Source organism: Haloarcula sp. JP-L23, assembly GCF_011602445.1.
GTDB classification, from domain to species: domain Archaea; phylum Halobacteriota; class Halobacteria; order Halobacteriales; family Haloarculaceae; genus Haloarcula; species Haloarcula pellucida.
Window position 1 is genome coordinate 447,526 of record NZ_CP050015.1, and the last position, 15,123, is coordinate 462,648.

A 15,123-nucleotide genomic window follows, 5' to 3' on the forward strand; every position below is an offset into this window, starting at 1 on the left:
GGATTTGGTCGCCCAAGGCACGCCCGAACGGAACGCTACCGGTGAGCAGTGCCGGCAGACCCGGTCGTCAGAACTCGTCGATGACGGGGATGCCGACGGTTTCGAAGTCCGTCATCGACGCGAGTTTCTCGCCGGTCTGGTCGAGCGACACCGTCTCGGAGACCATCGCCGCCGGGTCGATTTTCCCGTGTGCCAGCATCCGGAAGATCTCGTCGTAGCGGGGGCGCGGCATCCCGATGGTCCCGACGAACTGGAGTTCGTTGGCGACCATCAGGTCGGTGGGAAGCGAGACTTCGCCGCCCTCCTCGCTCGACGTGAGCCCGATCTGGAGGTGCTGGCCGCGTTTCCGAAGGCACCGGACCGAGTTCCGACACGTCTCGGCGATGCCGAGTGCGTCGACGGAGATATGGGCGCCGCCGTCCGTAATCGCCGCCACTTCCTCGGGCACGTCTTCGACCGCGTTCGCGTTCACCGTTTCGACGGCGCCCAGTCCGGCGGCGATGTCCAGTTTCTCGTCGAACAGATCGACGGCGACGACGTTTGCGCCCACCGCATCGGCGATGTGGACAGCAGACAGACCGACCCCGCCACACCCGTGGACGGCGACCCAGTCGCCGGCGGTGACGTCCGCTCGGTGGACGAGCGCGTGAAAGGCGGTCATGAACCGACAACCAAGACCGGCCATGTCAATGGGGGCGACACCGTCCGGGAGGCTGACGGCGTTGAAGTCGGCCCAGGGGACGTGGAACTGTTCACCGAACGCGCCCGGCGACTCGGGGGCCAGACCCAGCGGAAGGCGGTTGTCACAGAGGTTCGAGTGGCCGTTACGACACGAGGGGCACGTCCCGTCGCCGAGGTTGAACGGGACGGTGACGTGGTCGCCCTCGCGTACTTGTTCGACGTCTTCGCCGACGTCGACGACCACACCCGCGGGTTCGTGTCCCAGCACGTGGCCGTCTTCTAACCCCCTCGACTCCCAGAGCGGGTCGCCCTGCCACGCGTGCCAGTCGCTCCGGCAGATGCCACACACCTCTGTCTCGACGACGACTCCCTCGGGGTCCGGTTCGGGTGCGTCTATATCCCTGACCGCCAGCGGTCGTCCGTGCCCAGTAAACACTGCTGCGCGCATAGTACCACACCAATCGTTGACATTCGGCATAATCGTGTGGGTGGGCTGGCACGCTGACCGAGTGCCCCGACGTTCGGGACGGCGTCGCTATCGTCCTCGACGTCCGTTCTGTATCAGTACTTGACGGGGAACGTACCGGCGTCGTGTCGACCGTATCGAGAGCGCGACGGAGACGGTCTCCGCCACGTCTCTCCCGCCGACTCGGCTGTGACTGGACTGAGCGGTGTTAGACGACGGCCGCGACCCAATCGGCCGTGACGAACTTGTGCCGACAGCCCTCACAGAGTTCCATCTCCATGACCTCGCCAGTCGCGAGGTGGACGTGGTACCGCTGTGTCGGCAGGTCTTCATCACAGTTAGCACACCTCACGGACATGTTCGATGCTACGCGCCCGGTCGTGATAGATATTCGCACGCTAATACGTTCCGACGGTCGCTGTCGGAGCGGATGTGAACGCCGCTCACGCAACGACTATATGTAATCGAGATTGATTGTATGCTGATGAAACACGTACGCTACGACTGTATCCGCTGCAGCAGTAAGCTGAGCTATCAGACCACGAAACACACCGGCTGTCCGGACTGCGGATTCCTGCCTCCGCACAGCGCCGACTGAGCGTCGGTCCCACCCGGTCCGAGCGGCGTTCGTCGCCGTGTGGCCACGAACTGTCAGCGTAAGCCGCACTTTTCGACCTGCGACCGGTGTTCGGGAGACGAACGGTACCGACGAGTGAGCGGACATATTGGAGACGGCAGTGAGTCGGTACACGCCCACGACGACGAGGGCGATGCCGACGACGGGTCCGCGGTCGCTCGCAGGGGTCAGTTACACCGTTCGCCGAGGCCGGGGGTCCCGTCCTCGACGACGAACGTCGCGTCCGTCCGAATCGGTGCGCCCCTGTCGGTCACGTAGTCGACGACCCGGAATTCGGTGATCCAGCGGTCCGGCGTCAGCGTACAGCGAGTGTAGCCGCGCCGACCGTTGTTGTACGCGACGTTCTCGTTCTCTTCGACGACGTATCGACCGAACGCGCCCGCCTCGTCGCTGTCGAAGTCGGTGTACTCGGCCCCGTCGCCGCCCGAGGAGATGGACGTCCCGACGAACTCGGTCCCGATGGTTTCGCCGTCCCGCCGTGCGCTCGTAATCTCGTTCGCCCAGTTCGAGTGGAAATCGCCCGTCACGACCACGGGGTTCCTGACGTGGTCCTCGAAGGCGTGCTTGACCGTCCGCTGGTCCGCGACGTAGCCGTCCCACTGGTCCATCCGGTAGCCGTCTTCCGCACCTTCGAGGAAGTCCATCTCCGCGAAAGGGACCTGATTCGCGAGGACGTCCCACGTCGCCGTCGACGCTTCGAGGGTCTCGACCAACCACGCCTCCTGTCGGTCGCCGAGGATGGTGCGGTCCTCGCTGAACCGGGCCTGACACTCGTCGACGTTGAACGCGTCGCCACAGGCCTGATCACTTCGATAGAGGCGTGTGTCGAGGACGTCGAACTCGACGAGATCGCCGAAGGCGTAGTTTCGATAGAGCTTCTGGTCTGGACCGTCCGGTTTCTGGGCCATCCGGAACGGCATGTGCTCGTAGTAGGCTTTGAACGCCGCGGCACGGCGTTCGAGGAGGTCTCTGACGGTCTGTTCGTCGGGGTCCTGTGGCGTGTCGCCCGCCCAGTTGTTGTCGACTTCGTGGTCGTCGCGGGTGACGAGCCACGGTGCGGAGGCGTGTGCGGCCCGCAGGTCGGGGTCGGACTTGTACAGACCGTACTGCAGTCGGTAGCGATCGAGTGTCGTCGGCTCGGCCCGGTACGCCTGCGGGACAGACGTGTTCCGGACGCCGCCGTCCGGGCCGATGCCGTACTCGTAGATGTAGTCACCGAGGTGGACGACGAGGTCGAGTTCGTCCTCGACCATGTGCGAATACGGCGTGTAGAACCCGTCGTACCACGCCTGACAGGACGCGAACGCGAACCTGAACTCGTCGGGCATGGCCCCGGGAGCAGGGGCGGTCTTCGTCCGCCCGACGGTGCTACGGTGGCCACCGGCGCTGAACTGGTAGTAGTACTCGGTGTCCGGGTCGAGATCGCGAACGTCGACGTGGACGGCGTGGGCGTTCTCGGGCCGGGCAAAGACTGTCCCCGTCTGCACGACCGGGCGCATATCTGCTGCTTCTGCGACGGTCCACGTGACGGGGACCTTCTTCTCCGGCATCCCGCCACCACGTTCGAGAGGCGACGGCGCGAGGCGAGTCCAGAGAATCACGGACTCCGGTAGCGGGTCACCGGAGGCGATGCCGAGAGAGAACGGGTCGCTCGTGAATCGACCGTCGTCGTCGACGGCCGTGGCGGTCCCCGAACCACCGACGACTGCGAGGGCTGTTGCACCACCGGTCCGCTGGAGGAAGCGGCGGCGACTGTGTGCGTCCGGGTCGGGCGTGGGTGGATTGTGGGTGTCCATCCACGTGGGCGTCGATAGTCGCCAGAGGTAGTCGTTTCTAATATTTCATTATAGGAATAACTCTCGGTTGACTGGTCTATGTAGGCCTTCAGCATCGAGTACACCGGATTATTCAGGGAAGATGTGGCATCCCCGATAGTATAAGATAGTCGAAACGTCGGCCACCGCTCCTCGGTGGCAGCGGTGAGGGCCGTGTTCGACTAGGCGGGGGATACTGCACCGCTCGTCACGTTCTGGTCTGCATCCAGCACGGACCGGACGGGACGTCTCCGCCCAGCGGTGTGTAGTGACGAGACAGTCACGGAGCAGTGCGATTCAGACAGCCAGAACGCCCCACACGAAGCCGACCGCTCGAACGGGCTGGATGTGAGAGACCGTGCTCGGCGACCCTCGACGACAGCCCACGCAAAGCGAACAGCGAGTCGCGGCAGCGAAGAGCACCGGGGCGTTCTGACCCGCTGACACCGCTAACCGAAACACTACGCTCCGCCCTTGCAGTGGATTTTTGCCGATGGGGAAGTGTCAATCAGAGTGTGTCACCTACGCCGGTCGAAGACGTGCTGACGGCTATCGCGACGGCGAGAGGCGTCGAACCGACCGAACTCGAACTGACGCTCGAAAACTACGTCGCCTGTGATGCGATTACGACGCTGACGAAACATTCCGAAGGGGCTTGGCGACTCTCGTTCGAGGTACCCGACCACGAGGTGACGCTCACGAGCGACGGCGACATCGTCGTCGACGGAACCGTCGAACGTCGCTGGACCGACGACTCGGCGCGGTTTTGAGAACGACGTGCCGCCGCCGGAGGCCGTCTTGGACACGAGCGTGCCAGTCGTGGTCAGTGCCGCCGCTGTGGCGTGCTGTTGCTGACTGCTCTACCGGGTAGGCGTCGCCTGAACAGATAACGGATGATTTAGCGGTGGTATCAGAGCCCGTACTATTGTAGCCGGCTACCGGCCCATGCGCATGGTCGCGTCGCCGCCGCAGGTCGGCCGACGACGCCCGCGAAGACGGCAGGTGACCCGCTCGTGAGCGCGGTTCGGGCCGTCGGAGTGCTCGTAGTCTGTCTCGCGATGGTCGCGCCAGTGATGTCTGGAACCTCGGCCCCCGTCTCGGACACCGTAGGTGAGACGGCCGGTGGCGCGGCGACGACGAACGTGCCGGTACAGGGCACGTCCGCTGTGCGTCACGCAGCTATCGACCCGTCGCTTCGGACCGCGACTGGCGTCGTCGACGTTCGGGTCCGCGTCGCAGACGATGGCGCCGCGCCGACGGGGACTGGCGACGCCGCCATCGCGAGACTGAAACGCACGAGAGAGCGCACACAGCGACCGGTCGTCGCGTACGCCCGCGCCCACGAGGGGCTGACAGTCGAGAACCGGTTCTGGGTCGTCAACAGTGTCCTCCTTCGGGCCGACCTCGCACGCGTCGACCTCCCGCGTCTCGCCGCGGTGACGGGCGTCGTTGGAATCTACCGTCGGCGACCAGACCCGGACCGTGGGGCGTCAGCCGATGCCACCACAGCACCGGGGTCGTCGACCGCCGACCGTCCAGCACCGCAGTCGGTGACGACGGCGGCCCGCGAGAGAGCGGACTCGCAGGCGTCACCGACCGACGCCACGGCAGGCACCGCCTGGCAAGTCACAGCGACGAACGCCACGCGCGTCTGGTCGGCGTACGACACGCGGGGAAACGGGACCCGCGTCGCAGTCCTCGACAGCGGCGTCGACCCCGCTCACCCCACGCTGGACCTGTACACGACTGACGCGAGCGACCCGACGTATCCCGGGGGCTGGGCCGAGTTCGACGCGGATGGACGGCGCGTCGACGACTCCAGACCACATCTCGAAGCGGCACACGGACAGGCGACCAGCGGACTCGTCGCGGCCGGGAACGTAAGCGGGTACGAGCGGATGGGCGTCGCCCCGGAAACGGAGTTACTCCACGGCCTCGTCGACGAGCGCGAATCGGTCGTCGCGGGCATCCAGTGGGCGCTAGAGAACGACGCCGACGTCGTCAGTATCAGCAGCGTCGTCGACAGTTCGACGGCTCGCTACGCACCGCTCGTTCGGGCTATCTGGCGTGCGGAACGGCTGGGGACGGTCGTCGTCGCGGCTGCGGGCAACGACGGGCCCGGCTACGTCCGTTCGCCGGCCACCGTCTACGAGACGGTCGGCGTCGGAGCCACCGACGCCGACGGCAACGTGCTGGCGTTCTCGTCGTCCAACCGACGCGCGCTCTTCGAAGGGCCGTACAACCGTGACCGGACGCGGACGGTCCGGTACCCCCGAAGTTGGCCACTCGCGTACTCGAAGCCGGACGTCGTCGCTCCGGGCCAGGACCTCGTGGTGCCACGGGGAACCCGTTCCGTCGGGTCGTTCGGCGGAACGAGCGGTGCCGCACCGCTGGCGGCAGGAACGCTCGCACTGATGGAAAGCGCCGCAGGCCGGGAGGTCCACCCGGGCGTCCTCAAGACGGCGCTTCGCTGCTCGGCGACGCCGCCGGCGGACGCGGCGTCCACGGCCCCGGTTCGCTACGGCGGCGGAATCGTCGACGCCCGCGCCGCGACCGAGCGAGTCGTGGACGGACAGGGAATCCGCGGGCAGATAGTCACGGCCGACGGCACCCGCATCGCCCCCGCGTCCGTCTCGGTCAGCGACTGCTCGTACTACTCCTCTCACGGGGGCTCGTACGCGCTCTCGACCGGTGCGGGGCGACAGACGGTGACCGTCGACGCGCCGGGCTACCGACCGAAGACCGTCGCCGTCGACGTGCCGCCGGGACGCTACGTGAACCGGACGATACGGCTCGACCGGGCGGGCCTCGTGGAGCGCTGGAACGACACGTACCCGACGGACTTCACCGCCGACGACGTCGGAACGACCCGGCTGGTGGTGTCGAAACTGGAGTCGGTTCGCGTCGACGCGGGCGCGAACAACACGGTTCCGTCCGAGAACGTCACCGTCGAGATAGCGTACGACGGCGACCCGGTCGGGGAGTTGTACGTCCACTCGGGGCTCCGGTTCGGGGAGCGGTACGAACTGCGGGCCCCGCAGACGAACTACGTCCTACTCCAGACGCGAATCGACGGCGCGTACGAAGGCCGTCTCGAACTCGACGTCACGCTTCGAGGCGGTGGGTCAGTGGCGACGCGCCGTATCACCGCCCAGTTCTCTGAACCACCGACAGCGACGGCTACCGAAGCACCGACGGAGTCGTCCACTCCGTCACCGTCGGCGACGCCCACCGACACGCCCGCTGCGACGGCGACGCAGACGCCGACACCCACGCAGACCGCGACGCCCACCGATACGCCTACTGCGACGCAGACGCCCACCGATACGCCTACTGCGACGCAGACCGCGACGCCCACCGACACGCCCGCTGCGACGGCGATGCAGACACCCACCGACACACAGACCGCGACGCCAACCGCGACGCCCACCGACACGCCCGCTGCGACGGCGATGCAGACACCCACCGACACACAGACCGCGACGCCAACGCCGGTCCCCGCTCCAGCGCCCGAACCCCGGCAGGCGCCAGCCCCGGAACCGTCGCCTGAACAGACGGCCGCCTCGACGTCGGTCCCCACGCAGGCGCCGACGACGAGACCGACACGGACCGCTACCGCGACCACGACAGACCGGGCGTCGTCGCAGCCCACGTCGTCGACAGTCAGCGCGACAGCGACGCGGCCGCCGACGCGTTCGGAACCGACGACGCCGACGGCGTCGACCCGAACGGTCGACCGGTCGACTACCATCCCGCCCCTGACCGACGGCAGTGGACCGGGCCTTACGATACCGCTCACCCTGTTCGCGCTGCTCGCTGCCGTACTGCTCGCAGCGCGCCGGCAGTCTCACTGAGACGGCACGGGGACGGCGCCTGTGTCGTCCACTGCTGACCGTGGGTCCCCGTCTGGTCCTCTGAAACAGCGGAGACAGCGGGTAGAACGCGATCCGCTCCTGACTGGCGGTAAACTCGTCGAAAGCCACATCCCCAGAACCCTCGACACCCGAGACGGCTGTGGTCTCACTCGTCGGTGAGACCAACCTGCTCGAACAGCGCTCGACTGTCGTAGTATACCCGGTGTTCCTGTACCGTTCCGTCGGCTATCTCGACCGTATCCATGCCTTCGAGTTCGACGCTGTTCCCGGTCGGTGGTATCTCGGCGAACTCGCCCTCGTGGGTGCCGGTCATCGTCCACTTCGCCATGACCGTCTGGTCACTCACAGCCGTGTCCTCTATCTCCACGTGGAAGTCCGGAAACCCCTCGCGTAGCTCTCGGAGGTACGTCTCGAAGGCGTCTCGACCACGGACGGTATCCGGATAACCCGGGTCGTGGAGCACGAACGAGTCGGCGACGAGCGTCGGTATCTCCGCGTAGTTGCCCTCGTTCCACAGTCGCTCGTAATCTCGTATTAGGTTCTCGACCTCTGCTGTTACTTCTGGCATTGTCTTTCCCCCGTGAACGTTCACCCATCCGCGTCCCACGTCCCTCGACAGTACAGAACGTTCGTCCGGGACGTCGGCAGCCACCATGTTAGGTATTTACAGGGTATCCGAGTCTGGGGCGGAGTAGGGTTCGATAGACGCGAAAAACGGGGACCGAGCGTCGACGGCTCAAGGCAGGTTCGCGACGAGGTCGCGGTAGTCGTCTTCCGGCCAGGCTTTCATCGTCTCCGAACTGACCGCGCCGGACTGCCCGATGCGGAGGAGCGCCTTGGCCGCGGCGTCGTCGTCCGGGAACTCCGCGACGGTGACGAGGTCGTGTGCTCCCATCGTGAGGTAGAACGCCTGCAGTTCGCCCCCCACGGAGTCGATGAGTTCGATGGCGCTGTCGAGGCGGTCCGGGCTATCGTCGATGTTCTCGATGCCGTGCTGGGTGTAGTCCCAGAGTGTGATGTAGGTTGGCATAGGGTCCTCGCGTCCTTCCGACGCCGCCGACGACACCGACTACACCACGCAGAACGCCGTTAGACATTCGCCTCCAGCCACGTTAACAGTCGGTACATAGTGCGTCGCTCGGACGCTAAGAGCGGCGTACCCCAGTATCACCTGCGACCGATCACAGTCGCGGCTCCGTTCGCGCCCGGCGAGGACACGAGCGGTCGTGTCCGAGTGGGGACGAACCCGCTCAGAGTTCGACCACGACAGCCTCGTACGGGCGGTACTCGCGTCGAACGCCGCGGGCCGACGCGTCGTCGTAGTTCGAAATCAGCACGCTGGACTCCGAGACGTCGATATCCTCGGGTTCGAACGCCGCCGGGTCTGCCGACCAATTGAGCACCACGAGGACCGCCTCGTCGTCGAGCGTCCGGGTGTAGGCGTACAGTTGCTCGTCGTCGGGACACAACAGGTCGTAGTCGCCGTACACGAGTACGTCGGCGTCGTGTCTGCGGTCGATGAGGCGGCGGTAGTAGTGCCAAATAGAGTCCTCGTCGGCGATTGCGTCCGCGACGTTGACCTCGGTGTAATCGTCGTTGACGGCGAACCACGGGACTCCGTCGGTGAAGCCGGCGTTCTCGGTGTCGTCCCACTGCATCGGCGTCCGCGCGTGGTCGCGACTCACGTAGTTTACGAACTGTCGGACCTCCGCGTAGGAGTCGACGGTGCCGGCAGCGAGGAGGTCCTCGATAGCGCCGACCGTCTGTGGGTCGTCGAGGTCGGCCAGACTGTCGAACTCGGCGTTCGTCATCCCGATTTCCTCGCCCTGATAGACGAACGGGGTGCCACGCGAGGTCAGTAGGAACGTCGCGAGGAGTTTCGCGCTCTCGGTACGGTACTCGCCGTCGTCGCCGAACCGCGAGACGATTCGAGGCTGGTCGTGGTTGCCCAGATACTGCGCGTTCCAGCCGTCACCGAGGTCCCGTTGCCAGCGGGACATGATCTCCTTGAACTCTGGGAGGCTCCACTCGCCCCAGCCCTCCGGGTCCCACCGACCGCCGGGGCCGGCGTCGACGTCCATGTGTTCGAAGTGGACGATCATGTCTAGCCCGTCGCCGCTCTCGCCGAGGTACTCTCGGGCCAGTTCGACGCTCGTATCGTTCATCTCGGCAACGGTCATCACGTCGTAGTTCGAGAACGTTCGCTCGTAGAGTTCGCGTATATACTCGTGTACGCGTGGGCCGTGGCTGAACTGCTCGACGCCGGTCGGCGACCGCCCAGACGCGCCGTTCGGGAGGCCGTCTGGCTTCGAGATGTAGTTGCTGGCGTCGATGCGGAAGCCGTCGATGCCCTTCTCTAGCCACCACTCGACGAGCGACGCGATTTCGTCCCGAACGTCGGCGTTGCGCCAGTTCAGGTCCGGTTGCTTCTCGTCGAAGAGGTGGAGGTACCACTGCTCTCGAACCTCGTCGTAGGTCCACGCCGACCCGCCCATGAACGACCCCCAGTTGTTCGGCGGCTCGCCCGGCGAGCCGTCACGCCAGTAGTAGTAGTCCTCGTAGCCGTCTTCGCGCCGTCGGGACCGCTGGAACCACTCGTGTTCGTCGGAGGTGTGGTTGACCACGAGGTCCATGAGCAGGTGCATCTCTCGCTCGTGGAGGGCGTCGAGCAGTGTCTCCCAGTCGGCCATCGTTCCGAACTCGTCCATGATGGCTCGGTAGTCGCTGATGTCGTAGCCGTTGTCGGCGTTCGGCGACTCGTACACCGGACACAACCAGACGACGTCGACACCGAGGTCGTCGAGGTAATCGACTTTTGCAGTGACTCCGGGCAGGTCACCGACACCGTCGCCGTCGCTGTCGTAGAAGCTCCGCGGATACACCTGATAGACGACCGCCTCCTTCCACCACTGCCGGTCGCGGTCGGTCGTGGCCGTCACGCTTCGCCGAGTCATACCCGAAGGGACGGCGACTGCCACCGTAGTGTTTTCTCACATCGACCCTCGGAACGCATACCGTGACCGACTCCGCGGTCGATCAGCCTTTCCGGTAGAGAGTATCGTCGGCTTGTGGTCGCCTCGGGGTCTCTACTCGCTGACAGCACCCACGGCTAAAATTTGTCCGCTACGCGGTCACGAAACGACCGCCCGGTAGTTCGGAGTAATACAGGGTTTCTCGACCACGTGAGACGCCGTGCCAACGGCACACTCGGACCGGTAGCTCGGTGCCGTCGGCGCTAATTAAAGTTTCCCTCGTGAGTAACTGCTGGTCGGCGGACCGATTGTCGGTCGAAACCAGGGGTCGGTTCGGTCGGGAACCGAGGCTCTCTCGCGCCGCTGTCGAATCCGGTAATTCCGTCTTACCGGGTCGCTCACGGTTCGACGGCGCGGCTTACGGGTTGTCTGGTCAAATAAAGGACGTAATACAAAGTGCGCTGTCGCGATTGGTCATCCCAGTCGATGGCACGCACATCTCGACGTCGGCAAAGACCGTGTGCGCTGCAGAGAGCGTTCGGCGGTCCGTTCTCGGGACGATGAGGCGCGTCCTCGTCTTGGCGCTCGTCGTTTCGCTGGTGTCGGCGCCAGCGGCACTGGCGACCGCCTCGACTACCGGCGCATCGGTGTCGGCCGGAATGGACGGCGGTGACGACGGGTACGACGACGGAGACGACGGCGGGGACGACGACCACGACCACGACGGCGGGGACGACGACCACGACGGCGGCAACGGCCGCGACACCGACGAGACGGCCGAGACAGCGAGGTTCCGTCTGGTCGACGTCGACAGGGACCTGCAGGTCGGCGAGAACGGAACCGTGTCGGTGAAACTGGAAAACGAGGGTCCCGGTGACCTCACGGACGCGACGGTCGTCTTGCAGTCGTCGAACCCGGAGATTCGGGTCGGTACCGGCCCCAACGGAAGCCGGTTCGTCGGCGACTGGGAGGACGGCGAGAAGAAGCGAGTCGAGTTCGGCGTCACCGCGACAGAGGCCGCCCGGTCCCAGAAGTATCCGCTCACGGTGACCGTCCGGTACACCGACCCGAGCGGGAACGCCACACGGTCGGCCCCGCTGTCCTTCGGCATCAGGCCCGACAGGGCACAGCGGTTCTCGATAGACGACGTGGACGGGTCACTGCGGGCCGGCGACGACGGCGACATCGAGGTCACCGTCGAGAACGACGGTCCTCGCGACGTCGAGAACGCCGTACTCGTCGTCCGCGAGACGGCCGAGGGCGTCACGCCGTTGAAGTCTGAAGTCGCGCTCGGCGAGTTCGACGAGGACGAGTCAGAGACCGTCGAGCTACCGTTCCGGGTCGCGAGGACGGCCAAGCCGACCAAGCGGCAGTTCGAGTTCGCGGTACTGTACACGACGGCGGACGGCAACCGTCGGGATAGCGGGCCGCTGTTCGCCCGAGTCAAGATACGGGAACGGCAGGACGTCGTCGCCGTCGAGGACGTCGACTCGAACGCACAGGTCGGAGCGAGGGGGACGGTCGAGGTGACGCTAGAAAACGAGGGCGACGACGAGTTGACCGACGCCAGAGTGACGTTCTCGTCGCTGGACCCCGGGTTCCGCTTCGGGACCGCGCGCAACACGTCGCGGTTCGTCGCCGAGTGGGACGGCGGCGAGGAGCGGACCTTCGACCTGACGGCGCGGTTCGCGAACGACACGGTGACCGACGAGTACCCCGTGTCGGTCACGACGAGATACACCGACGAAGACGGCGACGAGCGAGTCGCCGACGACGTGCAGTTCGGCGTCGAACCCGACGACGAACAGTCGTTCGAGGTCGACGACGTCGAGGGTGACCTCAGGGTCGGAGACGACGGAACGCTCGAGGGGACCGTCGAGAACGACGGGCCGAGAGACATCGAGGACGCAGTGTTGGTCGTCCGGTCGCCCGAGGACGGCGTGACCCCGCTGAAGACGCAGGTCCCGCTGGGCGACTTCGAGGACGGCGAATCGGCCGACTTCGAGTTCCCGTTCCGCATCGCGGACACCGTCGAACCGACCGAGCGGCAGTTCGAGTTCGCCGTGCGCTATACGAACGCGGAGGGCGAGCGACGGACGAGCGACCCGCTGTTCGCGACGGCCTCGATTCGCGAGGAAGTCGACGTCATCGAAGTCGTCGACGTCGACTCGAACGCACAGGTCGGTGACAGAGGGACGGTGGCGGTGACGCTGGTCAACGACGGCGAGGAGGACCTGACGGACGCCCGGGTGACGTTCACCGCTACGGACCGCGCGTTCAGATTCGGGAACGCGTCGAACACGTCGCGGTTCGTCGCCGAGTGGGACGGCGGCGAGGAGCGGACCTTCGACCTGACGGCGCGGTTCGGCGCGGACGCCGCGACGGACGAGTATCCAGTGCTGGTCACGACGAGATACACCGACGAAGACGGCGATACGGAGGTCGCCGACGACGTACAGTTCGGGGTCACACCGGAGGCCGAACAGCGGTTCGACGTCGACGCGCGAGCGGCGAACCTCCGCGTCGGGCGCGACGGGAGCATCAAGGGCGTCGTGGAAAACGACGGCCCGCAGGACGCTAACTCGGCTGTTCTCCGGGTCATCACGCCGAACGAGGACATCGTCGCGCTCGAATCGGAGTACGTCCTCGGGAACTTCGACAGCGGCGACCGGGCGTTCTTCCAGTTCCCGGTTCGGGTCCTCGACAGCGCGCGGCCGGGCCGCAAGCAGTTCGAGTTCGTGGTCGAGTACCGCAATCAGGACGGCGACGTCGTCGAGAGTAAGCGCCTCCCGGCACGGTACGACGTCGTCGCCGAGGAGGGGCAGTTCCAGATTCTCGACGTCGACACCGACGTGCAGGTCGGCGAGGACGGGACGGTCGCGCTCAGGATGCGCAACGTCGGCACAGAGGACATCACGAACGCTGTGGTTCAGTTAGAGTCGGTCAGCGGGGACCTGACAGTGGGCGCAGCGGGCGGGCAGAACGGGAGTCGCGCCGTCGGCCGGTGGGACGCCGGCGAGCGACGGACAGTCCGGTTTCAGGTCTCCGCACCCACCGACGCGGCCCCGCAGGATTACCCGTTCGACGTGCGCGTCGCCTACGAGGACGAAGACGGCGACCGACAGCGGTCGGACCCCATCGCTCTGGCGCTCACACCGGCGCCCGAACAGGCGTTCGCTGTCCGAGACGTCACCGGCGACCTCGAGGTCGGTGCCGAGCGAGACCTCACGGGACGGGTCGTCAACGACGGCCCCCGCGACGTCGAGGACGTGGTCGTCGAAATCACGTCGACGACGGAGTCGCTGGTGCCACAGGAGACCGAGTACGCCATCGGCAACCTGTCGGCCGACGAGACAGCCGAGTTCCGCCTCCCGGTCCGTATCCCGTCGGACGCCGAGGCCATCCCGAGACAGGTCCAGTTCGTCGTTCGCTACACCAACGCCGACGGGGACCGCCGCGAGAGCAAGCGCCTCTCGTCGCGCCTCTCGGTCGATAGAGAGCGGGATACGTTCCGAGTCGTCGCGTTGCGGGAGTCCGTACAGGCCGGTGACGACGGCAACGTCACGCTGACGCTCGAAAACGCGGGTACCACGCGGGTGCGGCAGGTGCTCGTCTCGTTGCGCTCACAGAGCGGCGAACTGGACGTCGGGGACGCGGCGAACGCGTCGCGGTTCGTCGACGAGTTGCGACCCGGCGAGCGACGGACCATCTCCTTCCGCGTCGCCGCGCCCGAGGACGCGGGCAGCCAGCGATTTCCGCTTCGCCTCCGCGTCGACTACGAGGACAGAACCGGGGACAGTCAACCCGCGGAGACGAGGCTCCTCGGGGTGACGACCACGCCGGAGCAGTCGTTCACGGTCGTGAACGTGTCCGGGCCCCTCAGAGTGGGCGCTGAGGGAACCGTCCGGGCCAGCATACGCAACCGCGGACCGCTGGCCGTCAGCGACGCGTTCGTTACGCTCTCGGTCGGGAGCGAGAACCTGAAGCTACAGGAAAACGAGTCCGCTATCGGCCGGTTCCGGGCGGGCGAGACAGCCACCATCTCGTTCCCCGTCGAGGTGCTGGACGAGACCGAACCCGGCGACCGACGCGTCTCCTTCGTCGTGGAGTATACGAACGCCGAAGACGAGACGCGACAGAGCGATTCGCTCCCCGGATTCGTCGCCGTCGACGGTCGACGACCGGTGTTCGTGGTTCGCGCGGCGAACACGTCGGTCGACGTCGGGGAGAGCGACGTCATCACGCTCGTGGTCACGAACAACGTCGACGTTCCGCTCACCGACGTGGACGCCAAAGTGTTCGTCAACGACCCGCTGAGCACCGACGACGATCAGGCGTTCGTCGGGCGAATCGACCCGAACGAGACCGTCAGACTCGCGTTCGCGATGAGTGCGGCCGGGGGCGCGACCCCGAAAGACTACCCGCTGTCCATCGACTTCCAGTATCAGGAACCGGACGAAGAGACGAAACTCTCGGACACGTACCGCGTCCCCGTCACGGTGCAGGAACCGGCCGGTGACGGGATTCCGTGGCTCCTGTTGCTCGCCCTCCTCGCGCTCTTGCTCGTGATTGCCGCCGCGGTGGTCCGCTACCGTCGCCGCAGACGTGTGGCGGGGCCCGACGACGAAGCGGTGAACGATTCGGCCGACGACGAGTCCGACACGCCCGCGGGGTGACC

General features: G+C 66.1%; 9 protein-coding genes. 3 read left to right on the plus strand and 6 right to left on the minus strand.

The window, feature by feature from the left end:
- Positions 1-67: 67 nt before the first annotated feature.
- The 3 genes from G9465_RS20815 to G9465_RS20825 all read right to left on the minus strand — a co-directional run bounded on the left by G9465_RS20815 (position 68) and on the right by G9465_RS20825 (position 3,580).
- Positions 68-1,129: a zinc-dependent alcohol dehydrogenase family protein gene (locus tag G9465_RS20815; RefSeq protein ID WP_166974034.1), complete on the minus strand. Its 1,062-nt coding sequence runs from the start codon at positions 1,127-1,129 to the stop codon at positions 68-70.
- A 226-nt stretch (positions 1,130-1,355) separates the two neighbouring features.
- On the minus strand, positions 1,356-1,505 hold the full coding sequence (locus G9465_RS20820; protein ID WP_166974036.1) for a hypothetical protein: 150 nt from the start codon (positions 1,503-1,505) through the stop codon (positions 1,356-1,358).
- 446 nt (positions 1,506-1,951) lie between these two features.
- Positions 1,952-3,580, minus strand: a complete 1,629-nt coding sequence (locus G9465_RS20825) for an alkaline phosphatase (protein WP_166974039.1) — start codon at positions 3,578-3,580, stop codon at positions 1,952-1,954.
- A 533-nt stretch (positions 3,581-4,113) separates the two neighbouring features.
- Here G9465_RS20825 and G9465_RS20830 point away from each other — a divergent pair.
- Positions 4,114-4,368, plus strand: coding sequence for a HalOD1 output domain-containing protein (locus tag G9465_RS20830; protein WP_166974041.1), 255 nt, complete (start codon positions 4,114-4,116; stop codon positions 4,366-4,368).
- A 303-nt stretch (positions 4,369-4,671) separates the two neighbouring features.
- The gene (locus G9465_RS26335) at positions 4,672-7,452 is read left to right on the plus strand and encodes a S8 family serine peptidase (RefSeq protein WP_166974044.1); all 2,781 of its coding nucleotides are present in this window, start codon (positions 4,672-4,674) and stop codon (positions 7,450-7,452) included.
- A 166-nt stretch (positions 7,453-7,618) separates the two neighbouring features.
- Here G9465_RS26335 and G9465_RS20840 read toward each other — a convergent pair whose 3' ends face one another.
- From G9465_RS20840 to G9465_RS20850, 3 genes are all read right to left on the minus strand, one after another.
- A complete protein-coding gene (locus G9465_RS20840) occupies positions 7,619-8,041 on the minus strand; it encodes an ester cyclase (protein ID WP_166974047.1) in 423 nt (140 codons plus the stop codon).
- Positions 8,042-8,209: 168 nt separating this feature from the next.
- The gene (locus tag G9465_RS20845) at positions 8,210-8,503 is read right to left on the minus strand and encodes a GYD domain-containing protein (protein ID WP_166974050.1); all 294 of its coding nucleotides are present in this window, start codon (positions 8,501-8,503) and stop codon (positions 8,210-8,212) included.
- A gap of 220 nt (positions 8,504-8,723) precedes the next feature.
- Positions 8,724-10,427, minus strand: a complete 1,704-nt coding sequence (locus G9465_RS20850; protein WP_166974053.1) for an alpha-glucosidase — start codon at positions 10,425-10,427, stop codon at positions 8,724-8,726.
- A gap of 536 nt (positions 10,428-10,963) precedes the next feature.
- Between G9465_RS20850 and G9465_RS20855 the strand changes: the two genes are divergently transcribed.
- Positions 10,964-15,121: a COG1361 S-layer family protein gene (locus tag G9465_RS20855; protein WP_166974056.1), complete on the plus strand. Its 4,158-nt coding sequence runs from the start codon at positions 10,964-10,966 to the stop codon at positions 15,119-15,121.
- Positions 15,122-15,123: the final 2 nt, after the last annotated feature.